At 63.6% G+C, this 25,293-nt stretch carries 24 protein-coding genes and 1 pseudogene; 13 read left to right on the top strand and 12 right to left on the bottom strand.

Annotated elements, in window-relative coordinates; genetic code table 11:
- Nucleotides 1-8: 8 nt before the first annotated feature.
- Nucleotides 9-788, bottom strand: a complete 780-nt coding sequence (locus tag M2S36_RS04275; protein ID WP_003253401.1) for an exodeoxyribonuclease III — start codon at nt 786-788, stop codon at nt 9-11.
- An 80-nt stretch (nt 789-868) separates the two neighbouring features.
- On the opposite strand from M2S36_RS04275, the gene pyrE reads away from it, so the two are divergent.
- The gene (gene pyrE / locus M2S36_RS04270) at nt 869-1,510 is read left to right on the top strand and encodes an orotate phosphoribosyltransferase (RefSeq protein ID WP_003253405.1); all 642 of its coding nucleotides are present in this window, start codon (nt 869-871) and stop codon (nt 1,508-1,510) included.
- A gap of 175 nt (nt 1,511-1,685) precedes the next feature.
- Here pyrE and argB read toward each other — a convergent pair whose 3' ends face one another.
- From argB to coaBC, 4 genes and pseudogenes are all read right to left on the bottom strand, one after another.
- Complete coding sequence (gene argB, locus M2S36_RS04265) at nt 1,686-2,591, bottom strand: acetylglutamate kinase (protein ID WP_003258198.1); 906 nt, start codon at nt 2,589-2,591, stop codon at nt 1,686-1,688.
- 30 nt (nt 2,592-2,621) lie between these two features.
- A pseudogene (locus M2S36_RS04260) lies at nt 2,622-3,989 on the bottom strand (phosphomannomutase/phosphoglucomutase); the annotation flags it as partial.
- A 144-nt stretch (nt 3,990-4,133) separates the two neighbouring features.
- On the bottom strand, nt 4,134-4,589 hold the full coding sequence (gene dut / locus M2S36_RS04255; RefSeq protein WP_015272329.1) for a dUTP diphosphatase: 456 nt from the start codon (nt 4,587-4,589) through the stop codon (nt 4,134-4,136).
- 5 nt (nt 4,590-4,594) lie between these two features.
- Nucleotides 4,595-5,806 (bottom strand): bifunctional phosphopantothenoylcysteine decarboxylase/phosphopantothenate--cysteine ligase CoaBC, encoded by a 1,212-nt coding sequence (gene coaBC, locus M2S36_RS04250; RefSeq protein WP_012274821.1) that lies wholly within the window; start codon nt 5,804-5,806, stop codon nt 4,595-4,597.
- Between the two features lie 128 nt (nt 5,807-5,934).
- Between coaBC and radC the strand changes: the two genes are divergently transcribed.
- A complete protein-coding gene (gene radC / locus M2S36_RS04245; RefSeq protein ID WP_207831315.1) occupies nt 5,935-6,615 on the top strand; it encodes a RadC family protein in 681 nt (226 codons plus the stop codon).
- A 135-nt stretch (nt 6,616-6,750) separates the two neighbouring features.
- On the opposite strand, the gene M2S36_RS04240 is transcribed toward radC, so the two are convergent.
- Complete coding sequence (locus M2S36_RS04240) at nt 6,751-8,358, bottom strand: ABC transporter substrate-binding protein (protein ID WP_207831313.1); 1,608 nt, start codon at nt 8,356-8,358, stop codon at nt 6,751-6,753.
- Nucleotides 8,359-8,719: 361 nt separating this feature from the next.
- Here M2S36_RS04240 and rpmB point away from each other — a divergent pair, with 361 nt between their 5' ends.
- Both rpmB and rpmG read left to right on the top strand, forming a co-directional pair.
- Entirely contained in the window at nt 8,720-8,956 is a 237-nt protein-coding gene (gene rpmB / locus M2S36_RS04235; protein ID WP_003258972.1) for a 50S ribosomal protein L28, read from the top strand.
- A 10-nt stretch (nt 8,957-8,966) separates the two neighbouring features.
- Nucleotides 8,967-9,122, top strand: coding sequence for a 50S ribosomal protein L33 (gene rpmG / locus M2S36_RS04230; protein ID WP_003253507.1), 156 nt, complete (start codon nt 8,967-8,969; stop codon nt 9,120-9,122).
- A 155-nt stretch (nt 9,123-9,277) separates the two neighbouring features.
- Here rpmG and M2S36_RS04225 read toward each other — a convergent pair whose 3' ends face one another.
- Nucleotides 9,278-9,637: a cupin domain-containing protein gene (locus tag M2S36_RS04225; protein ID WP_003258971.1), complete on the bottom strand. Its 360-nt coding sequence runs from the start codon at nt 9,635-9,637 to the stop codon at nt 9,278-9,280.
- 195 nt (nt 9,638-9,832) lie between these two features.
- On the opposite strand from M2S36_RS04225, the gene M2S36_RS04220 reads away from it, so the two are divergent.
- A complete protein-coding gene (locus M2S36_RS04220; protein WP_063912225.1) occupies nt 9,833-11,326 on the top strand; it encodes an aldehyde dehydrogenase in 1,494 nt (497 codons plus the stop codon).
- 98 nt (nt 11,327-11,424) lie between these two features.
- A complete protein-coding gene (locus tag M2S36_RS04215) occupies nt 11,425-12,564 on the top strand; it encodes an MFS transporter (RefSeq protein WP_233687600.1) in 1,140 nt (379 codons plus the stop codon).
- A gap of 131 nt (nt 12,565-12,695) precedes the next feature.
- Here the strand turns inward: M2S36_RS04215 and M2S36_RS04210 are convergent, their stop codons facing one another.
- A complete protein-coding gene (locus tag M2S36_RS04210; RefSeq protein ID WP_207837562.1) occupies nt 12,696-14,252 on the bottom strand; it encodes a phospholipase D family protein in 1,557 nt (518 codons plus the stop codon).
- 60 nt (nt 14,253-14,312) lie between these two features.
- Entirely contained in the window at nt 14,313-15,743 is a 1,431-nt protein-coding gene (locus M2S36_RS04205; RefSeq protein WP_207837560.1) for an aminotransferase-like domain-containing protein, read from the bottom strand.
- A gap of 178 nt (nt 15,744-15,921) precedes the next feature.
- Here M2S36_RS04205 and M2S36_RS04200 point away from each other — a divergent pair, with 178 nt between their 5' ends.
- A complete protein-coding gene (locus M2S36_RS04200; RefSeq protein ID WP_063912221.1) occupies nt 15,922-16,152 on the top strand; it encodes a DUF1127 domain-containing protein in 231 nt (76 codons plus the stop codon).
- 144 nt (nt 16,153-16,296) lie between these two features.
- On the opposite strand, the gene M2S36_RS04195 is transcribed toward M2S36_RS04200, so the two are convergent.
- Complete coding sequence (locus M2S36_RS04195; protein WP_241106096.1) at nt 16,297-17,589, bottom strand: NAD(P)/FAD-dependent oxidoreductase; 1,293 nt, start codon at nt 17,587-17,589, stop codon at nt 16,297-16,299.
- Between the two features lie 210 nt (nt 17,590-17,799).
- Between M2S36_RS04195 and M2S36_RS04190 the strand changes: the two genes are divergently transcribed.
- The gene (locus M2S36_RS04190) at nt 17,800-18,153 is read left to right on the top strand and encodes a YkgJ family cysteine cluster protein (protein ID WP_241106095.1); all 354 of its coding nucleotides are present in this window, start codon (nt 17,800-17,802) and stop codon (nt 18,151-18,153) included.
- Nucleotides 18,154-18,155: 2 nt separating this feature from the next.
- On the opposite strand, the gene dadR is transcribed toward M2S36_RS04190, so the two are convergent.
- Nucleotides 18,156-18,644, bottom strand: coding sequence for a transcriptional regulator DadR (gene dadR / locus M2S36_RS04185; protein WP_003258963.1), 489 nt, complete (start codon nt 18,642-18,644; stop codon nt 18,156-18,158).
- 156 nt (nt 18,645-18,800) lie between these two features.
- On the opposite strand from dadR, the gene dadA reads away from it, so the two are divergent.
- The 5 genes from dadA to M2S36_RS04160 all read left to right on the top strand — a co-directional run bounded on the left by dadA (nt 18,801) and on the right by M2S36_RS04160 (nt 24,586).
- Nucleotides 18,801-20,105 (top strand): D-amino acid dehydrogenase, encoded by a 1,305-nt coding sequence (gene dadA, locus M2S36_RS04180; protein WP_063912219.1) that lies wholly within the window; start codon nt 18,801-18,803, stop codon nt 20,103-20,105.
- Between the two features lie 147 nt (nt 20,106-20,252).
- Nucleotides 20,253-21,326, top strand: a complete 1,074-nt coding sequence (gene alr, locus M2S36_RS04175; RefSeq protein WP_063912218.1) for an alanine racemase — start codon at nt 20,253-20,255, stop codon at nt 21,324-21,326.
- Between the two features lie 109 nt (nt 21,327-21,435).
- Nucleotides 21,436-21,984: a cupin domain-containing protein gene (locus M2S36_RS04170; protein WP_013974777.1), complete on the top strand. Its 549-nt coding sequence runs from the start codon at nt 21,436-21,438 to the stop codon at nt 21,982-21,984.
- 154 nt (nt 21,985-22,138) lie between these two features.
- Entirely contained in the window at nt 22,139-22,543 is a 405-nt protein-coding gene (locus M2S36_RS04165; protein WP_038408395.1) for a c-type cytochrome, read from the top strand.
- A 180-nt stretch (nt 22,544-22,723) separates the two neighbouring features.
- Entirely contained in the window at nt 22,724-24,586 is a 1,863-nt protein-coding gene (locus M2S36_RS04160) for an acetyl-CoA hydrolase/transferase C-terminal domain-containing protein (protein ID WP_241106094.1), read from the top strand.
- 110 nt (nt 24,587-24,696) lie between these two features.
- Here the strand turns inward: M2S36_RS04160 and M2S36_RS04155 are convergent, their stop codons facing one another.
- A complete protein-coding gene (locus M2S36_RS04155) occupies nt 24,697-25,269 on the bottom strand; it encodes a xanthine phosphoribosyltransferase (protein ID WP_003253535.1) in 573 nt (190 codons plus the stop codon).
- Nucleotides 25,270-25,293: the final 24 nt, after the last annotated feature.

Genomic DNA, 25,293 nt, shown 5'->3' with positions numbered 1-25,293 from the left:
AATTGCGTTTAGATGGTCAACGTCCAGTCATAGTCGACGATCAGCGGCGCATGCTGGGAGAAGCGCGGCTGACGCGGCAGACGGGCGTTACGCACGAAGCGGCGCAGGCCCGGGGTTAGGATCTGGTAGTCGAACCGGTAGCCCAGGTTGAGCATCTCGGCCTGCTCGTTGTCCGGCCACCAGCTGTACTGGTCGCCTTCACGGCTGACTTCGCGCAGGGCATCGACGTAACCCATCTCGCCAGTGATCGCATCCATCCAGGCGCGCTCCGGCGCCAGGAAACCCGGCGACTGCTGGCTGTCACGCCAGTTCTTGATGTCGAGCTTCTGCTGCGCCACGTAGAACGAGCCGCAGTAGATGTATTCGCGACGCTTGCGACGCTGTTTGTCCAGGTATTTGGCGAAGTCGTCCATCAACTTGAACTTCTGGTTCAAGTCTTCGTCGCCGTTCATACCCGAAGGCAGCAGCAGGCTGGCAATACTGACTTTGTCGAAATCTGCTTGCAGGTAACGCCCGTAGCGGTCGGCTGTCTCGAAGCCCAGGCCGGTGATGACTGCCTTGGGCTGCATGCGCGAATACAGGGCCACACCACCTTGGGCAGGCACCTCCGCGTCGCAGGCATAAAGGAAATAGCCATCGAGCTGGAAAGCTGGGTCATCGAGTTCAAAGGCCGAGGCGCGGGTATCCTGAAGGCAGATGACGTCGGCATTCTGGGCTTGCAGCCAGCTGAGCAAACCACGCTCGGCCGCAGCCTGAATGCCATTTACGTTCACACTGATGATCCGCATAAATGGCCCCAAAAATCTCGTGCGTGTATGATACCCGAGCTCAAACCATTTAGCTAAATCCGTGGTGTCCGGGACTATCCATGCAGCCGTATCAGCGCGACTTCATCCGTTTTGCCATCGATCGCGGGGTACTGCGTTTCGGTGAATTCACCCTGAAATCGGGGCGTACCAGCCCGTATTTCTTCAATGCCGGCCTGTTCAACACCGGTTCCGCCCTGGCCGAACTGGGGCGCTGCTATGCCGCAGCCATCGTCGACAGCAAGATCCCGTTCGATGTGCTGTTCGGCCCGGCCTACAAGGGTATCCCGCTGGCAGCGACGACTGCCGTGGCCCTTGCCGATCAGCATCAGCTCGACGTGCCATGGTGCTTCAACCGCAAGGAAGCCAAGGATCACGGCGAAGGCGGCAGCCTGGTCGGTGCACCGCTGGCCGGTGACGTGCTGATCATCGACGACGTGATCACCGCCGGTACCGCCATTCGTGAGGTCATGCAGATCATCAATGCCCAGCAGGCCAAGGCCGCCGGCGTGCTGATCGCGCTGAACCGCGAAGAGCGTGGCAATGGCGAGCTGTCGGCGATCCAGGAAGTGGAGCGCGACTTCGGTATCCCGGTGGTCAGCATCGTTTCGCTGACCCAGGTGCTGGAGTTCCTGGCCGATGACCCGCAGCTGAAGCAGCATCTGCCGGCTGTCGAGGCTTACCGGGCGCAGTACGGTATCTGATTCGAGGCCCGGAAATGAAAAAGGCGACCTTCGCATGAGGGTCGCCTTTTTTGTTTCGCCTGTTCCGGCCTCTTCGCGGGTAAACCCGCTCCCACAGGATCTCCACAGCCCTCAAAGGCGGTGCTGTACCTGTGGGAGCGGGTTTACCCGCGAAGAGGCCGGGACAGGTTGACGATCAGCGCTGCTTGCGGTTGGTAATCAGGGTACCCACACCACTGTCGGTGAAGATCTCCAGCAGTACCGCATTCGGCACGCGGCCGTCGATGATGTGCGAGCTGTTCACACCGCCCTGCACCGCATCCAGTGCGCACTTGATCTTCGGCAGCATGCCGCCGTAGATGGTGCCGTCGGCGATCAGTTCGTTGACCTGCTCGGTGGTCAGGCCGGTCAGCACCTCGCCCTGCTTGTCCATCAGGCCGGCGATGTTGGTCAGCAGCATCAGCTTCTCGGCCTTCAGCGCCTCGGCTACCTTGCCCGCCACCAGGTCGGCGTTGATGTTGTACGACTCACCGTTGGCACCCACGCCGATCGGCGCGATCACCGGGATGAAGTCGCCCTTCACCAGCATGTTCAGCAGGTCGGTGTTCACGCTCACCACTTCGCCCACGTGGCCGATGTCGATGATTTCCGGGGTGGTCATCTCGGGCGTCTGGCGGCTGACGGTCAGCTTGCGGGCGCGGATCAGCTCCGCGTCCTTGCCGGTCAGGCCGATGGCGCTGCCGCCGTGGCGGTTGATCAGGTTGACGATGTCCTTGTTGACCTGGCCACCCAGCACCATCTCCACCACGTCCATGGTCGCCGAGTCGGTGACGCGCATGCCGTCGATGAAGTGGCTTTCGATCGACAGGCGCTTGAGCAGGTCGCCGATCTGCGGGCCACCACCGTGGACCACCACCGGGTTGATGCCCACAGCCTTCATCAGCACGATGTCACGGGCGAAGCCGGTCTTGAGCTCCTCGCTCTCCATCGCGTTGCCGCCGTACTTGATCACCAGGGTCTTGCCGACAAAGCGGCGGATGTAAGGCAGTGCTTCGGACAAAACCTCGGCTACATGGGAAGCGGCATCGCGATCGAGGGTCATGCAGGGCTCCTGTAAGGAACAGATAGTCGGTCAGAACGGCAGTTGCAGCTCAGGCTCAACCCGCAGCAACTGAGTACGGAAAACATCCTTGATACGTTGCAATTCGGCGTCGCTGTCGGCCTCGAAGCGCAGCACCAGCACCGGGGTGGTGTTGGAGGCGCGAACCAGGCCCCAGCCGTGGGCATAATCCACCCGCACACCATCGATGGTGGTCAGGTTGGCGTCGCCCCAGTCGGCGTCGCGTTGCAGTGCATCAATGATGCTGAATTTACCCTCGTCGGTCACATCAATATTGATTTCCGGCGTGGAAATATCGTTCGGGAAGGCGGCAAACAGGTTTTCGGCGCTTTGCCCGGTCTTGCTGAGGATCTCCAGCAGGCGCGCGGCGCTGTAGATGCCGTCGTCGAAACCGTACCAGCGTTCCTTGATGAAGATGTGACCGCTCATCTCGCCGGCCAGCAGCGAGCCAGTCTGTTTCATCTTCTTCTTGATCAGCGAGTGTCCGGTCTTCCACATCAGCGCGCGGCCGCCGTGCTGCTCGATCAGCGGGGTCAGGCGGCGGGTGCATTTGACATCGAAGATGATTTCGGCGCCCGGGTTGCGCGACAGCACGTCCTGGGCAAACAGCATCAGCAGGCGGTCGGGGTAGACGATGCTGCCGGTGTTGGTCACCACGCCGACGCGGTCGCCGTCACCGTCGAAGGCCAGGCCGATGTCGGCGCCGGTTTCCTTGACCTTGGCGATCAGGTCTTCGAGGTTTTCCGGCTTGCCCGGGTCCGGGTGGTGGTTGGGGAAGTTGCCATCGACCTCGCAGAACAGCGGGATCACTTCGCAGCCCAAGGCTTCGATCAGTTGCGGCGCAACCACGCCAGCGGCGCCATTGCCGCAGTCCACCACCACCTTGAGCTTCCTGGCCAGCTTCACGTCGCCGACAATCTGCTGGAAGTAGCGGTCGAGGATCTCGACTTTTTCCACGCGGCCTTCGGCGCGGGTCAGGTTGTTGGTTTTCAGGCGGGTCAGCAGCGCCTGGATCTGTTCGTTGGCCAGGGTATCGCCGGCGATGACGATCTTGAAGCCGTTGTAGTCCGACGGGTTGTGGCTACCGGTCAGCATCACACCCGACTTGCCGGCCAGCACGTTGGCTGCGTAGTACAGCGCCGGGGTAGGCACCAGGCCGACGTCGCTGACCTGGCAGCCGGCATCGACCAGGCCCTTGATCAGCTGTTCGACCAGCATCGGGCCGGACAGGCGGCCATCGCGGCCGACCGAAACCTGCGGTTCGCCCTGGGCCAGGCTTTGCGCGCCGATGGCGCGGCCGATCCAGTAGGCGGTTTCGGCGTGAAGGGTTTTGCCGACCACGCCGCGAATGTCATACGCGCGGAAAATGCTGTCTGGCAGTGCGGCGGGGACCAGGTGGGCCATGTCGTTCATCTCTGGAAGCTCCATTAGTCAAAGGCTTTCTGGGCAGGCGCAAACTGAACGCTTGGACGGTGGTTTCGCCAGAGAGTTCGCCATCCTTGGCCTGAACGGTCATTTCTCGGCTCAGTGGCTGCCGGAATGGCCGAAGCCGCCAGCGCCGCGCTGGCTTTCATCGAACGCTTCGACGATGTCGAAATGGGCCTGTACCACCGGTACCAGCACCAGCTGGGCGATGCGCTCGCCGACAGCGATGGTGAACGGGGTGTTGCCGCGGTTCCAGCACGACACCATCAACTCGCCCTGGTAGTCCGAGTCGATCAGCCCGACCAGGTTGCCCAGCACGATGCCGTGCTTATGGCCCAGGCCCGAGCGCGGCAGGATCACCGCCGCCAGGCCCGGGTCGCCGATGTAGATCGACAGGCCGGTGGGAATCAGCAGGGTCTGGCCTGGCTCGAGGACGGTGTCCTCCTTGAGCAGGGCGCGCAGGTCCAGGCCGGCGGAGCCGGGGGTGGCGTACTGCGGCAGGGGGAATTCGGTGCCCAGGCGTGGGTCGAGGATCTTGGCTTGAAGAGCGTGCATGTAACTTATTGAACCTGATTGAGCCGTTCGGCGATGAAGGCGACCAGTTGCCGGGCGATCTTGCCCTTGCTGGTCTGCGCGAAGAGGGTCTGGTGCTGCTGGCGGTCGATCACGGTCAAGGCGTTTTCTTCGCTGTTGAAGCCGATGCTGGGGTTGGCCACATCATTGGCGACGATCAGGTCGAGGTTCTTGTCCTTGAGCTTGCGCGTGGCGTAATCGAGCAAGTGTTCGGTTTCGGCGGCGAAGCCGACGCTGAACGGGCGGTCGGCGCGGCCAGCGAGGGTGGCAAGGATATCGGGATTGCGCACCATCTGCAGCAGCATGCCGTCGCCGGTCGTAGGATCTTTCTTCAGTTTTTGCGTGGCAACGACTTCCGGGCGGTAGTCCGCGACCGCCGCCGAGGCGATGAACAGGTCGCACGGCATGGCCGCTTCACAGGCTGCGAGCATGTCCCGCGCGCTGACCACGTCGATACGGCTGACCCGGTCGGGGGTCGGCAGGTGCACAGGGCCGGTGACGAGGGTGACCCTAGCCCCGGCTTCGGCGGCCGCTTCGGCCAGGGCGAAGCCCATCTTGCCGGAGCTATGATTGGTGATGTAGCGCACCGGGTCGATGTTTTCCTGGGTCGGGCCGGCGGTGATCAGCACGTGCTTGCCGGTCAGGGCCTGGCGCTTGAAGCTTTCCGCGGCACACCAGGCCAGGTCGGTGGCTTCGAGCATGCGGCCCAGGCCGACGTCGCCACAGGCCTGGCTGCCGGACGCCGGGCCGAACACCTGGATGCCACGGCTCTTGAGCAGTTCGAGGTTGGCCTGGGTGGCCGGGTCGCGCCACATGGCCTGGTTCATGGCCGGGGCCACGGCGACGGTAGCGTCGGTGGCCAGTACCAGGGTGGTCAGCAGGTCGTCGGCCATGCCTTGGGCCATGCGCGCCATGAGGTCGGCGGTGGCCGGGGCGATCAGCACCAGATCGGCCCACTTGGCCAGTTCGATATGGCCCATGGCCGCTTCGGCGGCAGGGTCGAGCAGGTCCATGTGCACCGGGTGGCCCGACAGCGCCTGCAGGGTCAGCGGGGTGATGAACTCTGCACCACCACGGGTCATGACGACGCGCACCTGCGCGCCGTGCTCCAGGAGTCGGCGAATCAGTTCGGCGCTTTTGTAGGCGGCAATGCCGCCACCCACGCCGAGAACGATGCGCTTGCGATACAGCCGCTGCATAGGCTTGCCTTTTTCCAGTGAGAGCGGGCGGCGACGTTTGGGAATGCCTGCGGCAGAACGTCGCATGTACGAGGCGAAATAGATTAACACAGGGCCGAAATGGGCCGCAGCAAGGGCAGAGGGGCGGGATGAATATCAGGAAGTGGCCGGCTGAAGAGCGGCCGAGGGAGAAGTTGTTGCAGCGTGGGGTCGGAAGCCTGACGGATACGGAATTGCTTGCTGTATTTCTCGGCTCAGGTGTGCGTGGGCGCAATGTCGTGGAACTGGCGCGAGGTCTGCTCGTGAAGTTCGGGGGCTTGCGCCAGTTGCTGGAGGCCGACCGTGAGGCCTTCGTCGGTGAGCTTGGTTTGGGCCCGGTGAGGTACAGCCAGTTGCAGGCGCTGCTGGAGATCGGGCGCAGGCACCTTGCAACTTCGATTGAGCGTGAATCTGCGATGGACAGCCCGGGAACGGTGAGGCGCTATCTGAAAGCGATGCTGCGACATGAAGTCAGCGAGGTGTTCGGATGTCTCTTTCTCGATACCAAGCACAGGCCGTTGGCGTTTGAAATCCTCTTCCGAGGCACGATAGATCGGGCCAGCGTCTACCCACGGGAAGTGGTGCGGCGGGCATTGCTGCATAACGCAGCGGCCTTGATCCTGTGCCACAACCACCCCTCAGGCAACAGTGAGCCCAGCCAGGACGATGTGCATTTGACCCTGTCGCTGAAGCGGGGGCTGGCGTTGATCGATGTGCGGGTGCTGGATCACATCATCATCGGTGACGGGGAGCCGCTGTCGATGGTCGAGCATGGGTGGATTGTGGCCTGAGGAAAAACTGGGAGCCTTGTGCTGCCAGTACCGGCCCTTTCGCGGGTGAACCCGCTCCCACAGGGATAGTGCCATGTTCAAAGTTGGCGCGGTCCCTGTGGGAGCGGGTTTACCCGCGAAGAGGCCGGCGCGGGCTTACTTGGTCACTGACACCTTGCTGAAATCCAGCCGCCCGAACGGGCTCACCTGGTACCCCTCGACCCCTTGGCGCAGCAGGGCCGCCGCCGTCGGGTGCGCCAGCGGCACCCACAGCGCCTGCTGCTGAATCAAGGTTTGCGCCTGCTGGTAAAGCCGGCTGCGCACACTCTGGTCGTTGGTGGTACGCCCGGCGCTGATCAACTGGTCCAGGCGGCTGTCGCAGAAACGTGCGAAGTTGGTCCCCGACTGCACCGCGGCGCAGGAAAACTGCGGGCTGAGGAAGTTGTCCGGGTCGCCGTTGTCACCCGCCCAGCCCATGAACAGCAGGTCATGCTCGCCCGCCTTGGCGCGGCGGATCAGCTCGCCCCACTCGATCACGCGGATCTCGGCCTTGATGCCAATCTTGGCCAGGTCGGCCTGCAGCATCTGCGCACCGAGGCTGGGGTTGGGGTTGAGCAGGCTGCCCGACGGGCGGGTCCAGATCGTGGTGCTGAAGCCTTGGGCCAGGCCAGCCTTGGTCAGCAGGGCCTTGGCTTTCTTCAGGTCCAGCGGGTAGCCGGGCAAGTCCTTGGCGTAGCTCCAGGTGTTGGGCGGGTAGGGGCCGTTGGCGGCTACCGCGGAGTCTTCGAACACGGCCTTCAGATAAGCCTGCCTGTCGAAGGCCAGGTTGATGGCCTGGCGCACTTCCGGCTTGTCCAGCGGTGGGTGCTGGCTGTTGATGGCGACGAAGGCGGTCATGAAGGCCGGGGTGGTGACCACCTTGAGGTTGCCGTCCTTGCCGGCTTCGGCAATGTCCAGCGGCTTGGGCGACAACGCGACCTGGCACTCGCCGCGCTTGAGTTTCTGCAGGCGCACGTTGGCATCGGTGGTGATAGCGAAGATCAGCGGGTCGACCGCCGGCTTGCCGGCGAAGTAGTCAGGGTTGGCGCGGTAGCGCACCAAGGCGTCCTTCTGGAAGCGCTGGAAGATGAACGGCCCGGTACCGACCGGCTGGCTGTTGAGCTTCTCCGGCGTGCCGGCCTTGAGCAGTTTGTCGGCGTACTCGGCGGAGTAGATCGAGGCAAAGCCCATGCTCAGCGTGGCCAGGAACGTGGCGTCCGGGTGGTTGAGGGTGAAACGCACGGTGTTCGGTGCGGGCGCCTCGATCGCCTTGATCAGGCTGCCCAGTTGCAGCGACTGGGCATGCGGGTAACCGCCCGGTGCGGTCTTGTGCCAGGCATGGGCGGGGTAGAGCATGCGCTGGAAGCTGAACAGCACATCGTCGGCGTTCAGGGCGCGGCTTGGCTTGAAGTAGGCGGTGGTGTGGAATTTCACGTCATCGCGCAGGGTAAAGTCGTAGATCAGGCCATCGGCCGATACCGTCCAGCTGGCCGCCAGGCTCGGCACCACCTTGCCTTGCGCCGCGTCGAACTCCACCAGGCGGTTCATCAGCACATCGGCCGTGGCGTTGGTGGTGGTCAGCGAGTTGTACTGCACCACGTCGAAGCCTTCGGGGCTGGCCTCGCTGCAGACGCTCAGCGGGGCGGCCTGGGCAACGCCGGCGGCGAACAGGGCGCCTGCGGCGAACAAGGAGTTGAACAATAAGGAAAGGGCGGCAGCACGCATAGTGGCTCCTTGGCTGTCAGTGGCCCATCTGCCAGTGCAGTCTGGAAAAGGCCTACCCTAGTGTGCCCGTCGGGAAATGGCCACACCCTTTTTTACAAAATTGGCGACGAGCGGTCGACGGCTGACGGGGCCTGCCGCTATGCTGGCCGGGCGCGTCGAGGCTCGTGTCAATATTCATCTAATGTTGTTGCGGCCGAGTCTTTCTGGTATAAAGCAGCGCTCTTTTCTAGGGGCTCGGCCTGTCGCATCAGCGAATGCGGCCGATAAGACCTCCAGAATCACGGCGCCCAGGCGCCAAAGACTGAGAGATTAAGCGGCCAACCCATGCCGGGTTGGGCATGTGGTTTTAGAGGGCTGAGTCATGTCGAGAGTCTGTCAAGTTACTGGTAAGGGTCCAGTAACCGGGAACAACATTTCCCACGCAAACAACAAAACCCGTCGTCGTTTCCTGCCGAACCTGCAGCACCACCGTTTCTGGGTTGAATCCGAGAAGCGTTTCGTGCGTCTGCGCGTATCTGCCAAAGGCATGCGCGTCATTGACAAGCGTGGTATCGACGTAGTGCTGGCCGAGCTGCGCGCTCGCGGCGAAAAGTTCTAAGGAGAACGTCATGCGTGAATTGATCCGTCTGGTTTCGAGTGCTGGCACTGGCCACTTCTACACCACCGACAAGAACAAGCGCACCACTCCGGACAAAATCGAGATCAAGAAATATGATCCGGTTGTTCGCAAGCACGTGGTGTACAAGGAAGCCAAGATCAAGTAATTGATCGGCGACCTGAAAAAACCCGCATCCGAAAGGACGCGGGTTTTTTTATGCCTGTGCTGGCCTCTTCGCGGGCAAACCCGCTCCCACAGGTGCATCACAAGCCTTTAGGGCGGTGAAATCCTTGTGGGAGCAGAGGCCGGCACAGCCTCAAATCATTTCTGCTCGAACATCACATAGATCTTGCGGCAAGGTTCCAGCACCTCCCAGGTGCCCTTGAACCCCGCCGGAATGACAAACCGGTCACCGGCACGCAAAGTCTTGGCCCCACCGTCCTGGTCGCGCAGCACCGAAACACCCTGGACGATCTCGCAGTACTCATGCTCGGTGTAGTTCACCGTCCATTGCCCCACCTCGCCTTCCCACACGCCCGCGGCAAACTGCCCGCACGGGCTGGAATAATGGTTGTAGACCGCCTGGTCGGGCTCGCCCTTGAGGATTTTTTCCGCCGCCGGGCGGTAGCGTTCGGCCTCGGTAATGACCTGTGCGAAGTCGATGATGCTGTCGATGCTCATGGTGCGGCTCCTGTTGTTGTTTAATAAAATGCACATCAGTAGGCTTTTGAGCCTTCTGTGTCAAATATATTGATAGTTTACCCGGGCTGGTTTAGGGTATCGCTTGCCAGTGTGCGCTCGTCGCCCACCAGAATTCTGACAACGCCTGTGAGTCCTCAGTGCGGCGTTGCACCTAAACAAGAGGAGGAGTTTCGTATGACCACCCTGACTCGTGCGGACTGGGAACAACGTGCCCAGCAACTGAAGATCGAAGGCCGTGCCTTCATCAACGGCGAATACACCGATGCCGCATCCGGTGAAACCTTCGAGTGCCTGAGCCCGGTCGACGGACGCTTCCTGGCCAAGGTTGCCAGCTGTGACCTGGCCGATGCCAACCGCGCTGTGGAAAACGCCCGTGCCACCTTCAACTCCGGCGTGTGGTCGCAGCTGGCACCGGCCAAGCGCAAGGCCAAGCTGATCCGCTTCGCCGACCTGCTGCGCAAGAACGTCGAAGAGCTGGCACTGCTGGAAACCCTGGACATGGGCAAGCCGATCGGTGACTCCTCCAGCATCGACATCCCGGGCGCGGCCAATGCCATCCACTGGACTGCCGAAGCCATCGACAAGGTCTACGACGAAGTCGCCCCGACCCCGCATGACCAGCTCGGCCTGGTCACCCGTGAAGCAGTGGGTGTGGTCGGTGCCATCGTACCGTGGAACTTCCCGCTGCTGATGGCCTGCTGGAAGCTTGGCCCGGCCCTGGCCACCGGTAACTCGGTAGTGCTCAAGCCGTCCGAAAAATCGCCGCTGACTGCCATTCGCATCGCCCAGCTGGCCATCGAAGCCGGTATCCCGGCTGGCGTGCTGAACGTGCTGCCAGGCTACGGCCACACCGTGGGCAAGGCACTGGCCCTGCACATGGACGTCGACACCCTGGTGTTCACCGGTTCGACCAAGATCGCCAAGCAGCTGATGATCTATGCTGGCGAATCGAACATGAAGCGCATCTGGCTGGAAGCCGGTGGCAAGAGCCCGAACATCGTCTTCGCCGACGCCCCGGACCTGCAAGCTGCTGCCGAGGCTGCCGCCAGCGCCATCGCCTTCAACCAGGGCGAAGTGTGCACCGCAGGCTCGCGCCTGCTGGTCGAGCGTTCGATCAAGGACAAGTTCCTGCCAATGGTGGTCGAGGCCCTGAAAGGCTGGAAGCCAGGCAACCCGCTGGACCCACAGACCACTGTCGGTGCCCTGGTCGACACCCAGCAGATGAACACCGTGCTGTCGTACATCGAAGCCGGCCACAAGGACGGCGCCAAGCTGCTGGCCGGTGGCAAGCGCACCCTGGAAGAGACCGGCGGCACCTATGTCGAGCCGACCATCTTCGACGGCGTGACCAACGCCATGCGCATTGCCCAGGAAGAAATCTTCGGCCCAGTGCTGTCGGTGATCGCCTTCGACACCGCTGAAGAGGCCGTCGCCATTGCCAACGACACGCCGTATGGCCTGGCCGCTGGCATCTGGACCTCGGACATCTCCAAGGCCCACAAGACCGCCCGTGCCGTGCGCGCTGGCAGCGTCTGGGTCAACCAGTACGACGGCGGCGACATGACCGCGCCGTTCGGTGGCTTCAAGCAGTCGGGCAACGGCCGTGACAAGTCGCTGCATGCGCTGGAGAAGTACACCGAGCTGAAGGCGACCTGGATCAAGCTGTAATCCCAGGGGGCCGCTTTGCGGCCCATTCGCGGCACAAGGCCNNGGCCTTGTGCCGCGAATGGGCTGCAAAGCAGCCCCAAGAACTCAAGAGGTCAAGGATGCGTTGGGGGACCTACTTCGCCGTACTGGCAGCGGTGCTCAGTGTCGGGCTGGCGCTGGGCGTGAGCATGCCGCTGGTGTCCCTGCGTCTGGAAGCCTGGGGCTATGGCAGCTTCGCTATCGGCGTAATGGCCGCGATGCCGGCGCTGGGTGTGCTGGCAGGTGCCAGCCTGGCCAGCCGCCTGGCTGGCTGGGTCGGTGTGCCCTCGGCCATGCGCATATGCCTGTGGGGCGGCGCGCTGTCGATCGGCCTGGTGGCCCTGCTGCCCAGCTACCCATTGTGGCTGCTGTTGCGGCTGATGATCGGCATGTCCCTGACCGTGGTGTTCATCCTCGGCGAAAGCTGGATCAACCAACTGGTGGTCGAGCAATGGCGTGGCCGCTTGGTGGCGCTGTATGGCAGCAGCTATGCCCTCAGCCAGCTGGCCGGCCCGCTGGTGCTGGGCTTTCTCGGCTCGGATGACGACTTCGGCTTCTGGGCCGCGACCGGCCTGCTGCTGGTGGCGCCGCTGATTCTCCTTGGGCGTGGTGGTGCGCCCAGTACAGAGGCCTGCAGCGTCACCTTCGGCGACCTGTTCGCCTTCTGCCGGCGTTTGCCGGTGATCGCCTGGGCCATTGCCCTGTTCGCCTCGTTCGAGGCGATGATCCTGACCTTGTTGCCGGTGTACTGCCTGCAGCAGGGCTTCAGCACCGAAATCGCCCTGTTCATGGTCAGTACCGTGGTGGTGGGCGACGCAGTGCTGCAGCTGCCCATTGGTGCGCTGGCCGACCATATGTCGCGGCGCACCCTGTTCACCGGCTGCGCGGTGACCTTGCTGTTGTCCAGCCTGGCGATTCCGCTGTTGTTGCACACGCCGGCGATCTGGCCGTTGTGGGTGTTGTTCGGCGCCAGTGCGGGGGGCTTGTTCACCTTGTCGCTGGTGCTGATCGGCGAGCGCTACCGCGATGATGAACTGGTGCGGGCCAATGCCCATGTGGCGCAACTGTGGGGCATTGGCTGCCTGCTCGGGCCGTTGTTGGCGGGGGCGGGGGGCCAGTGGATCAGCGGGCATGCGTTGCCGTTGCTGATGGCTGCGGGGGCTGCGGGGTTGGTGGTATTGACCCGGAGGCGCGGGGCCTTCGAGCCTGCTTCTGCCTGATGGATTTTTGGGGCCGCTTTGCGGCCCATCGCGACGCAAGGCCGCTCCCACATTTGATCGGCGTACGCTGCACCTTTGTGGGAGCGGCCTTGTGTCGCGAAAGGGGTGCAGAGCGCCCCCAGCAATCGCCGCTACAACATCTTCTCCAGGCCAACCGCCTTGCTGATCCAGGCATTGAACCGTCGCCACATCCCACCCGGTTCGGATGTCAGCATGCGCCGCCTGCCGTTTTCCTCGGTCACCCACACTATCTGGTTACCCACCAGCGTCGGCTGGTAGCTCAATGCCGGGGCCATGCCCTGTACCGCCAGCGCGCGGGTGTACTCGGCCAGTTCCGGGCTGTCCACCAGCACCCCGACTTCGGTGTTCCACAACACCGAACGCGGGTCGAAGTTGAACGAGCCGATGAAGGTCTTGCGCCGGTCGAACACGATCGCCTTGCTGTGCAGGCTCGAGTCCGAGCTGCCATGGAAGCTCACCCGGTGCCGGGCGCTGGGGTCGCCGGGCTGGCGGCGCAGCTCGTACAACTGCACGCCGTGCTCCAGCAGCGCCCGCCGATACGGCGCATAGCCGCCATGCACGGCCGGCACGTCGGTGGCTTCCAGCGAGTTGGTCAGCAGCTTGATCGAGATGCCCGCGTCGGCACTGTGGGTCAGGTACAGCAGGCCGGATTCGCCGGGCACGAAGTACGCCGATACCAGGATCAGCTCGTGTTGCACCTTGCTCAAGTCAGGGGCCAGTTGCTGGGTCAGCAGCAGTTGCGGGTCTGGTTCGTCATCGGCCAGCACTTTACTCGGCGCATCCCACAGCGCCTGGGCATGGGCCCAGATCAGCTCGTTGCGCCACACATCCAGGCGCGGCTGCGACTGGTAGGCCATCAAGCGGTCATACAGGGCTTTGCGCTGGGTCCTGGCCTCGGCCAGCGACACTTCCAGGCGGTGGCGGCTGGCGCGCAGGTCACCGGCATCCGGGTCATGCCAGAGGAAGTCGGTAATCGGCCGGCTCAGGGCGCTGTTCCAGTATTGATCGAAACCGTGGCCGAGCTGTTCGGCCACCGGGCCGACGCCCAGCAAGTCGATGTCGGTGAAGTTGAGGTTGGGCTCGGCATCGAAATACTCATCGCCCAGGTTGCGCCCGCCGACGATGGCCATGCTGTTGTCCACCAGGAACAGCTTGTTGTGCATGCGCCGGTGCTGGCGCGACAGGTTGAACAGGCGGCCCACGGCGCGCGTCACGCCGGTGCTGCGGCCCAGGTGCAGCGGGTTGAATACGCGGATCTGGATGTTCGGGTGGGCATCGAGGGTGCCCATGATGACGTCCAGGCCGTCGCTGGTGGTGTCGTCGAGCAGGATGCGCACACGCACGCCACGGTCGGCGGCGCGCAGCAGTTCATGCACCAGGGCGCGGGTGCTGAGGCCATCGTGGACGATGTAGTACTGCAGGTCGATGCTCGCCTGGGCGTTGCGGATCAGTTCGGCGCGGGCGCGGAATGCCTCGTTGCTGTTGGGCAGCAGGCGAAAGCCCGAGCGGCCGCCGTAGGGCGCGGCCTGGCGCAGTACCGAGCGGCCGAAGGCTGAGTCGTTGGCGGGCAGCGCCTGGCTGGTTTCGCGGGGCGTGCCGACGCTGGCACAGCCGGCAAGGCCGAGCAGCAGCACCAGCAGCAGAGGCAGGGCTCGCTGGAGTCTCAAGGGTGGATCGTCCTGTGCAGCTAAGGCTTAAGGGGTTGGACCGTGGTGGGCGGCGCAAAGTTACGTGCCGGCGCTTTCTTCATCCAGTAGACGAAGGGCGGTTTCACCAACCTTGCGCACGGCGGCTTCGATCTGCGGTGTCGGCCGCGCGGCGAAGTTCATGCGCAGGCAGTGGCGGAACTTGCCCGAGGCCGAGAAGATGCTGCCCACGGCAACCTGCACGTCCTGCTCCAGTAAAGCCCGGTTCAGGCGCAGCGTATCGAAATTTTCCGGTAGTTCTACCCAAAGCATGAAGCCGCCCTGGGGCCGGCTGATCCGGGTGCCCGCCGGGAAATAGCGGGTCACCCAGTCACTCATCAGGTCGCGGCTACGCTGGTACTGGCTGCGCATGCGCCGCACGTGGGGCTGGTAGTGCCCGCCGGCGATGAAGTCGGCAATGGCCAACTGCGGCTGGCTGGCCGTGCTGCCGGTGCTGATGTACTTCATGTGCAGCACCCGCTCCAGATAACGCCCGGGCGCCACCCAGCCTATCCGCAGGCCGGGGGCGAGGGTCTTGGAGAATGAGCTGCAGAGCAGCACGCGGCCATCGTCGTCGAACGACTTGAGGGTGCGCGGGCGCGGATAGGTGTAGGCCAGGTCGCCGTAGACATCATCTTCCAGGATAGCCACGTCGTAGCGCTGGGCCAGGCTCAGCAGGGCCTTCTTGCGGGCCTCGGGCATGATATAGCCGAGCGGGTTGTTGCAGCTGGGGGTGATCTGGATGAGCTTGATCGGCCACTGCTCCAAGGCCAGTTCCAACGCCTCCAGGCTGATACCGGTGACCGGGTCGGTGGGGATTTCCAGGGCTTTCATGCCCAGGCCTTTGAGAGTCTGCATGGCGCCGTGGAAGCTGGGGGAGTCGACCGCGACGATATCGCCCGGCTCGCACACCGCGCGGATGCTGCATGACAGCGCCTCATGGCAGCCGGTGGTTATCACCAGGTCCGCCGGGCCCAGGCGGCAGCCGGAGTCGAGCATCAGCCGGGCCACCTGTTCGCGCAGGGCCAGGTTGCCGTGGATGTTGTCGTAGTACAGGCCGGGCATGTCCTGCCGCCGGCTCAGCTGGGCGAGGCTGCGTAGCAGTGGCTTGAGGGTGGGGCTGTCGATGTCGGGCATGCCGCGGCCGAGCTGGATCACGCCCTGGCGTGGGGTGCTGCGCACCAGTTCCAGCACCTGCTCCCATTGCGAAATGTCCACTGGGCGCTGGGCCGGGCGGCTGACGGCGGGCAGGGCCGGCAGGTGGCGGTGGTCGTTGACGAAGTAGCCGGATTTGGGCCGGGGCGAGACCATGCCGCTGTCTTCCAGCATGCGGTAGGCCTGCTGCACGGTGCTCAGGCTGACCCCGTGCTCCACGCTCAGAGCGCGTACCGACGGCAGGCGCTGGCCGGGACGGTACAGGCCCTGTTCGATACGGGCGCCAAGCAGTTCGGCGAGGTTCAGGTAAAGGGTCACGGCATACTCCTGCGTTGCTTTGGCATAGCGACCGGTACAGTTGCGGTGAAAATACAGCATTCAGTCGGCCGACGGCCAATTCTGTATGGGAATATTAAGGCTGTATTGGATCTGTATTGCCGGTGCTGCCGACGCGCATGCTTTCTCCACGGTATCGACTGAACGAGAGGATGCGGTGATGGGTGGCATGAGCGATGTGCGCTTGCAACTGTTGGCCAAGGAGCTGGAAGCCGGGCAGCAAGCCAAGGTGTTCAACGCGCCGGAAGGGTTGGGGCGTTGGGGGCTGATGCTGCATCGCTGGCATACCCGCAGGGCGCTGCTGCAGTTGACCGATGACGAGTTGCGCGATGTCGGGCTGAGCTGGGAGCAGGCCCTGACCGAGGGGCGTAAGCCCTTCTGGAAGGACTGATGCGATCTTTGTGGGAGCGGCCTTGTGTCGCGAAAGGGCCGCACAGCGGCCCCAGGATATTTGCATCACTGCATGAATTGCCGGGGCTGCTTCGCAGCCCTTTCGCGACACAAGGCCGCTCCCACAAGGGGCAGTGTGCAGCTTTCAGACCAGCTCTTTCAGGCGATGCCACAGCATCCCCAACGCCAGCAGCGGTGAGCGCAGGTGCTTGCCGCCGGGGAAGGTGATGTGCGGCACCTTGGCAAACAGGTCGAACCGCCCGCTTTCCTGGCCGCTGATGGCCTCGCCCAGCAGGCGTGCGGCCAGGTGGGTGGCGTTGAGCCCATGGCCGGAGTAGGCCTGGGCGTAATACACGTTCGGCTGGCTGGCCAGGCGGCCAACCTGCGGCAGGCGGTTGGCGCCGATGCCGATCATGCCGCCCCACTGGTAGTCGATGCGCACATCGGCCAGTTGCGGGAACACCTTGAGCATTTTCGGCCGCATGTAGGCGGCGATGTCCTTCGGATCGCGGCCTGAATAGTGGCAGGCACCACCGAACAGCAAGCGGTTGTCGGCGGATAGCCGGTAATAGTCCAGTGCCACCCGCTGGTCACACACTGCCATGTTCTGCGGTAGCAGCGAGCGAGCGCGCTCTTCGCCCAGCGGCTCGGTGGCGATGATGTAGCTGCCCGCCGGCAATACCTTGCCGCCCAGCTCGCGGTTCAGGTTGTTGTGGTAGGCGTTGCAGCACAGCACCAGGGTCTTGGCGCGCACCCGGCCCTGGGCGGTGTGCACCTGCACCTGCGGGCCGTAGTCGATGCGGGTGACCTCGGACTGCTCGAACAGCTTCACGCCCAGGCGGCTGGCCACGGCCGCTTCGCCCAGGGCCAGGTTGAGCGGGTGCAGGTGGCCGGAGCCCATGTCGACCAGCCCGCCCACGTAGCAGTCAGCGCCGACCACGCTGTGGATATCGTCCTTGCCCACCAGGCGCAATTCATGGGCGTAGCCCAGGCTGCGCAGTTCTTCGGCATCTTCGGCAAAGCCCAGCAGCTCGGCGGGCTTGTTGGCCAGGTCGCAGTAACCCCAGGTCAGGTCACAGGCAATGGCATGCTTTTCGACCCGCTCGCGGACGATCTGCACGGCTTCCAGGCCCATCAGCTTCATGCTGCGCACGCCTTCCTCGCCGATCACCGGGAGGAATTGTTCCAGACCGTGGCCGACGCCACGGATCAGCTGCCCACCATTGCGCCCGCTGGCGCCCCAACCGAGCTTGCGGGCTTCCAGCAGGATGACCGAGAAGCCGCGTTCGGCCAGTTCGATGGCCGTGTTCAGGCCCGAGTAGCCGCCGCCGACGATACACACGTCGGCGCAGTGCTCGCCTTGCAGGAAGGAATGGTCAGGGTGTGGCGCGCTGCTGGCGGCGTAATAGGAGGCAGCGTGCTGCGCGCTGTGGATCATTGGGCAGGTCCTGAGGCTGGTGGGCTGAGGGGAGGAGGATAAGCCGGGGTAGGGTGGTGGGCAACAAGACGAGGGCTGCGCACTCGTTCTCGGGTAAACCCGCTCCCACAGGGACAGCGCAATGCCTGGTGCATCCACAATCCTGTGGGAGCGGGTTTACCCGCGAATGGGCCTATAATCGAACTTATCTATTTAGCTTTGTACCCAGCCATGTCCTGCAACAGCCACAAGATCCACTTCCTGCGCGAACTCATCCCTTCATTCGAGTGCGAACCCGGCTGCCACGATTGCTGCGGCCCGGTCACCACGTCGGCGGAAGAAATGGCCCGCCTGCCGCGCAAGTCCCAGGCCGAGCAGGATGCCGCCCTGGAGCGCCTGGACTGTGTGCACCTAGGCCCCAACGGCTGCACCGTGTACGAGGAGCGGCCAATGATCTGCCGCCTGTTCGGCACCACGCCGCGGCTGGCGTGCCCGCGCGGTCGTGGCCCTGAACAGATGATCGACCCCGCCGCCGAGCAGTTGGTCCACCAGTTCATTGCCACCACCCGCCAGGTGCTGGTCTAGCATCAGTCCGGGATCGGCAGGCAAAGGCTCTCCTTCACCTCTTCCATCACGATGTAGCTCTTCGATTCGCGCACATGCGGCAGCTTCAGCAGGATGTCGCCGAGCAGCTTGCGATACGAGGCCATCTCGGAAATACGCGCTTTCACCAGGTAGTCGAAGTCACCTGAAACCAGGTGGCATTCCAGTACGTGGGGCAGCTTCAGCACCGCACGGCGGAACTCTTCGAAGGTGTCGCCGGACTTGTAGTCCAGGCTGATTTCCACGAACACCAGCAGGCTGCCCTTGAGGTGCTGCGGGTTCAGGCGGGCGTTGTAGCCCATGATGATGCCCTCGCGCTCCAGGCGGCGGACGCGCTCGGTGCAAGGGGTAGTGGAAAGCCCGACTTTCTCGCCCAGTTCGGTGAAGGAAATACGCCCGTCGTTCTGCAGGATACGCAGGATGTTACGGTCGATCTTGTCCAGTTCACGCTTGCTCTGGTGCTGGGTTCTCATAGGGGATGCCCCTCCGTGAAAGGCGATTTTGCCGAGAATTCTCGCCAATAATAGGCTTTTATATAGTGAATTGCACTGCCCTCAAATTCCTATACTGCGCGCATTCATGCCATTTCAATAAAAGTCTGCGGCGCGCCGCGTGCGAGGGATAAAACGATGCGAGTTCTGGTACTTGGTAGCGGTGTGATCGGAACCGCCAGTGCCTACTATCTGGCCCGGCAAGGTTTCGAAGTAACGGTGGTCGATCGCCAGCCGGCGGTGGCCATGGAAACCAGCTTTGCCAACGCCGGCCAGATCTCGCCCGGCTATGCCTCGCCCTGGGCCGCCCCTGGCGTGCCGCTGAAGGCCATCAAGTGGCTGCTGGAGCGCCACGCGCCCCTGGCCATCAAGCTCACCGGCGACGTTGACCAGTACCTGTGGATGGCACAGATGCTGCGCAACTGCACCGCCAGCCGTTACGCGGTGAACAAGGAGCGCATGGTGCGCCTGTCCGAGTACAGCCGTGACTGCCTCGACGAGCTGCGCGCCGAAACCGGTATTGCCTACGAAAACCGCAGCCTGGGAACTACCCAGCTGTTCCGTACCCAAGCCCAGGTAGATGCCGCGGCCAAGGACATTGCCGTGCTGGAACAGTCCGGCGTGCCTTACGAGCTGCTCGACCGCGACGGCATTGCCCGCGTCGAACCGGCCCTGGCTGGCGTCAAGGACATCCTGGCCGGCGCCCTGCGCCTGCCCAACGACCAGACTGGCGACTGCCAGCTGTTCACCACCAAGCTGGCCGAAATGGCCGTGAAGCTGGGCGTGGAGTTCCGCTTCGGCCAGGACATCCAGCGCCTGGACTTCGCGGGTGACCGCATCAATGGTGTGTGGATCGACGGCAAGCTGGAAACCGCCGACCGTTACGTGCTGGCACTGGGCAGCTACTCGCCGCAGATGCTCAAGCCGCTGGGCATCAAGGCCCCGGTGTACCCGCTGAAGGGGTACTCGCTGACCGTGCCGATCACCAACGGCGACATGGCCCCGACCTCGACCATTCTCGACGAGACCTACAAGGTAGCGATCACCCGTTTCGACAACCGCATCCGCGTCGGCGGCATGGCTGAAATCGCCGGTTTTGACCTGTCGCTGAACCCGCGTCGGCGCGAAACGCTGGAGATGATCGTCAACGACCTTTATCCTCGCGGCGGTGACCTGAGCCAAGCAAGCTTCTGGACCGGCCTGCGCCCGGCGACCCCGGACGGTACCCCGATCGTCGGTGCCACGGCGTTCCGCAACCTGTTCCTGAACACCGGTCACGGCACTTTGGGCTGGACCATGGCGTGTGGCTCCGGTCGCCTGCTGGCCGACCTGATTGCGCGCAAGAAGCCGCAGATCAGTGCCGAAGGCCTGGACATTTCCCGTTATGGCAACAGCCCGGAAGTGGCCAAGCACGGGCAGACTGCGCCGGCTCACCAGCAGTAAGTCTGCCTGTACCGGCCTCTTCGCGGCTAAAGCCGCTCCCACAGGGATCGTATGTTCCCGGACATTGTGTGGTCCCCTGTGGGAGCGGCTTCAGCCGCGAAAGACCCAAAACCGATTTCAACCCGAACCACCATAAGGCATGCCGCCATGCGTCCCGCCCGCGCCCTGATCGACCTCCAGGCCCTGCGCCACAACTACCGTCTGGCCCGTGAACTGACCGGTGCCAAAGCCCTCGCCGTGATCAAGGCTGACGCCTACGGCCACGGTGCCGTGCGCTGTGCCCTGGCCCTGGAGGCCGAAGCCGACGGCTTTGCCGTGGCCTGCATCGAAGAAGCGCTGGAGCTGCGTGCCGCCGGTATCAAGGCCCCGGTACTGCTACTCGAAGGTTTCTTCGAAGCCAGCGAACTGGCCCTGATTGCCGAGCACGACCTGTGGTGCGTGGTGCACTCGCTGTGGCAGCTGGAAGCAATCGAAAAGACCCAGGTGCACAAGCCGCTCACCGTCTGGCTCAAGCTCGACAGCGGCATGCACCGTGTCGGCCTGCACCCCAAGGACTACCACGAGGCCTACCAGCGCCTGCTGGCCAGCGGCAAGGTCGTGCGCATCGTGCTGATGAGCCACTTCGCCCGCGCCGACGAGCTGGATGCCGACGCCACCGCCCAGCAGATCGCCGTGTTCGAAGCCGCCCGCCAAGGCCTGGCCGCCGAGTGCAGCCTGCGCAACTCGCCAGGCGTGCTGGGCTGGCCGCAGGCCCCCAGCGACTGGGTGCGCCCGGGCCTGATGCTGTACGGTGCCACACCGTTCGAAGTGGCCCAGGCCGAGGCCGAACGCCTGCAGCCGGTGATGACCCTGCAATCGCGGGTGATCAGCGTGCGCGAACTGCCCGCCGGCGAACCGGTGGGCTATGGCGCCAAGTTCGTCAGCCCACGGCCAACTCGCGTTGGCGTGGTCGCCATGGGCTATGCCGATGGCTACCCGCGGCAGGCGCCCAACGGTACTCCGGTGCTGGTCGCCGGCAAGCGCACCCAACTGATCGGCCGGGTGTCGATGGACATGCTCAGCATCGACCTGACCGATGTGCCGGAAGCCACCGTCGGCAGCCCGGTCGAACTGTGGGGCAAGCATGTGCTGGCCAGCGAAGTGGCCGCGCACGCGGGTACCATTCCCTACCAGATTTTCTGCAACCTCAAGCGGGTACCGCGGGACTACATCGGCGAATGACACGCTGAAGCGGACAGGTTGAAGGGCGGTGTGTTGTAAATACTGAACGGCATTGCCATGATATCGTTCACATCCACCCCCTTTTCCACCGTTTCAGGAGGCTCCAGCTTTGGACGTCGGCGAACGACTGCAAGCCATCCGCAAGCTCAAGGGCCTGTCCCAGCGTGAACTCGCCAAGCGTGCCGGCGTGACCAACAGCACCATCTCGATGATCGAGAAGAACAGCGTGAGCCCGTCGATCAGCTCGCTGCGCAAGGTGCTGAGCGGCATTCCCATGTCCATGGTCGAGTTCTTCTCGGTCGAGCTGGAACCTGAAAGCCCCACGCAGATCGTCTACAAAGCCCATGAGCTGATCGACATCTCCGACGGTGCGGTGACCATGAAGCTGGTCGGCAAGTCGCACCCCAATCGTGCCATCGCCTTTCTCACCGAGGTGTATCCACCGGGTGCCGACACGGGGGCCGAAATGCTGACCCACGACGGCGAAGAAACCGGCATCCTGCTTGAAGGCCGCCTGGAGCTGGTGGTCGGCAACGAGATCTTCATCCTTGAAGAGGGCGACAGCTACTACTTCGAAAGCACCCGCCCGCACCGCTTTCGCAACCCGTTCGACCGGCCGGCGCGGTTGATCAGTGCGGCGACGCCTTCAAACTTTTGATCCAGCGCAGTGCATTGATTCGGCAATACCCCTTTCCCGTGTAGGGTCGTTTCACGGCCTCTGGGTTCCCGCTATACTTTTCAACGCTCGCCGATCCGTGGCCGCGAGCGTGATTAGCCACCATGAGGGTGTTCGCGTGAACCAAATCAAGAAGATGCTGGCCGTACCAGCAGCCGTATTCGCCCTCTGGGCAATGAGCGCAACCGCTGCGACCAATGATGACATCGCCAAGCGCCTGGAGCCGGTTGGCCAGGTGTGCGTCCAGGGCCAGGAGTGCAAGGGCATGGAAGTGGCCGCTGCCGCAGGTGGCGGTGGTGCCAAGACGCCGGACGAGATCATCGCCAAGCACTGCAATGCCTGCCATGGCTCCGGCCTGCTCGGCGCGCCGAAGATTGGCGATACCGCAGCGTGGAAGGAACGCGCCGACCACCAGGGCGGCCTGGATGGCATCCTGGCCAAGGCCATTACCGGCATCAACGCCATGCCGCCGAAAGGCACCTGCGCGGATTGCTCGGATGACGACCTGAAAGGGGCGATCAAGAAGATGTCCGGGCTGTGAGAGACAGCTGAATTGCATGAGGCCCGCCATTGATGGCGGGCTTTGTTTTTTGTGGTGCCTGTGCCGGCCCTTTCGCGGCTAAAGCCGCTCCCACAGGTACAGCACAAGACTCGCACAGGCAACCAACCCACCAAAGCCCATGTCCAACCCCTGAACCCATGGATGTCTCAGGAGGCCCCGATGCACCTCTGCTCCATCGACCAGGCCGTCGAGCAAGTCCTGTCGCGCCTGCCAGCCCACATCCACATGGGCCTGCCGCTGGGCCTGGGCAAGCCCAATGCCTTCGTCAACGCCCTCTATGCCCGCGTACGCGAGCTTCCCGAGCGGCAACTGACCATCTACACCGCCCTGTCCCTCGGCCGCCCATCACTGGGCGATGGCCTGCAGCGGCGCTTTCTGGAGCCCTTCGTCGAGCGCGTTTTCGCCGATTACGAAGAGCTCACCTACCTCGCCGACCTGCGCAACGACAGCCTGCCGCCGAACATCCGCGTGGAACAGTTCTTCATGCAGCCCGGCAGCCTGCTGCACAGCGTGTCGGCCCAGCAGGGCTACATCAGCAGCAACTACAGCCACGCCGCGCGCGACATCAACGCCAAGGGCCTGAACCTGATCGCGCAGCTGGTGGCCGCCACCCCCGAGAGGCCCGTGCACCTGAGCCTGGCCTGCAACCCTGACATCACCCTCGACCTGCTGCCGATGATCGCCAAGCGTCGCGCCGCCGGCGAAACCATCCTCATGCTCGGTCAGGTGCATGCCGAACTGCCTTACATGCCGGGTGACGCCGAGCTACCCATCGATGCGTTCGACCTGCTGATCGATACAGCCGAGCAACGCCGCCTGTTCTCCACGCCGAACATGCCGGTCAACACCCAGGACCATTGCATCGGCCTGCACGCCAGCAGCCTGGTACACGATGGCGGCACCCTGCAGATAGGCATTGGCGCCATGGGTGACGCGCTAACTGCTGCACTGCTGGCGCGCCAGGGCGACAACGCCGGCTATCGTGCCGTGCTCGACGCGCTGGATATCGGCCCGTGGCAAGCGCTGATCGAACGGGAAGGGGGCCTGGATACCTTCGCCCAGGGCCTGTACGGCTGCAGCGAAATGTTCGTCAACGGCCTGCTGGCGTTGGCCGATGCCGGCCTGTTGCGGCGCCCGGCGGATGAGCAGGGGGCAGCAGTGCTGCATGGCGGCTTCTTCCTCGGCCCCCAGGCGTTCTACCAGCGCTTGCGCGACATGCCGCTGGAACAGCGCGCACGGTTTGCCATGACGCGTATCAGCTTCATCAACGAGCTGTACGGGCAGGAGGAACTCAAGCGTCGCCAACGCCGCGATGCGCGCTTCATCAACACCGTGTTCGGCATGACCCTGCTTGGCGCCGGGGTGGCCGACCAGCTGGAGGATGGCCGGGTACTCAGTGGCGTGGGCGGGCAATACAATTTCGTCGCCCAGGGCCATGCGCTGGAGGGCGGGCGTTCGATCCTGCTGCTGCGCAGCTGGCGTGAGGCGGGCGGGGAGGTAACTTCGAACCTGTTCTGGAACTATGGCCATTGCACCATCCCCCGGCACCTGCGCGATATCGTGGTGACCGAGTACGGCATCGCCGACCTGCGTGGGCAGACCGACAGTGAGGTGATTGCGCGGTTGCTGGCGGTATGCGATTCGCGGTTCCAGCAGGGGCTGATCGAGCAGGCCAAGGACGCCGGCAAGCTGGCCAGGGATTTTCAACTGGAGGCGCGCTTTACCGACAACACGCCGCAGCGGCTGGAGGCGATCAGGGCGCGGCACTTGCGGTTGTTCCCGGAGTATCCGCTGGGCACGGACTTTACGGCTGAAGAACGGGATTTGCTGCGGGCGCTGAACTGGCTGAAGAGCAAGTTCAAGCTGAGCGAGGTGCTGGAGCTGGGCAAGGCAGCGCTGGATGCGCCGGGGCCGGAGGGCTATGCGAGGCACCTTGCGCGGATGCAGCTGGACCAGCCGCAGGGGCTGAAGGAAGAGCTTTACCAGCGGTTGCTGCTGGCGGGCTTACAGGCTGCAAAATAAGCGCTCGGACATACTGTCCCCTGTGGGAGCGGGTTTACCCGCGAATGCGATGGCGCATCCCAAATCGCCTTCGCGGGTAAACCCGCTCCCACAGAGATCGCGTAGCGGCCTTATTCGATGAAGGACACCACACCACCTTCCAGCGACTTCACCCGGGCCAGCGATTCAACGCGGTAGCCCTGGCTGTCCAGCTCGGCACGGCCGCCCTGGAACGACTTCTCGATCACGATACCCAGGCCGGCCACGGTAGCGCCGGCTTGCTTGATGATCGAGATCAGCGCCTGCGACGCCTTGCCGTTGGCCAGGAAGTCGTCGATCACCAGTACGCGGTCGCTGCTGTTGAGGTGACGTGGCGAGATGGCCACGGTGTTCTCGGTCTGCTTGGTGAAGGAGTATACCGAGGCGGTCAGCAGGTTCTCGGTCAGGGTCAGCGACTGGTGCTTGCGGGCGAAGATCACCGGCACGCCCAGCTTCAGGCCAGTCATCACCGCCGGGGCAATGCCCGAGGCTTCGATGGTGACGATCTTGGTCACGCCCGCGTCCGCGAACAGGCGGGCGAACTCGTCACCGATCAGCTGCATCAGCGCAGGGTCGATCTGGTGATTGAGAAACGCGTCGACTTTGAGAACCTGATCGGAAAGCACGATGCCTTCTTCGCGAATCTTCTGATGCAGTGCTTCCACTGTGGTATTCCTCGATGTAACAAA

The sequence above is a fragment of the Pseudomonas sp. SF2 genome (genome assembly GCF_036858055.1).
GTDB lineage: Bacteria > Pseudomonadota > Gammaproteobacteria > Pseudomonadales > Pseudomonadaceae > Aquipseudomonas.
This window is presented reverse-complemented; position numbering and strand designations above follow the sequence as displayed.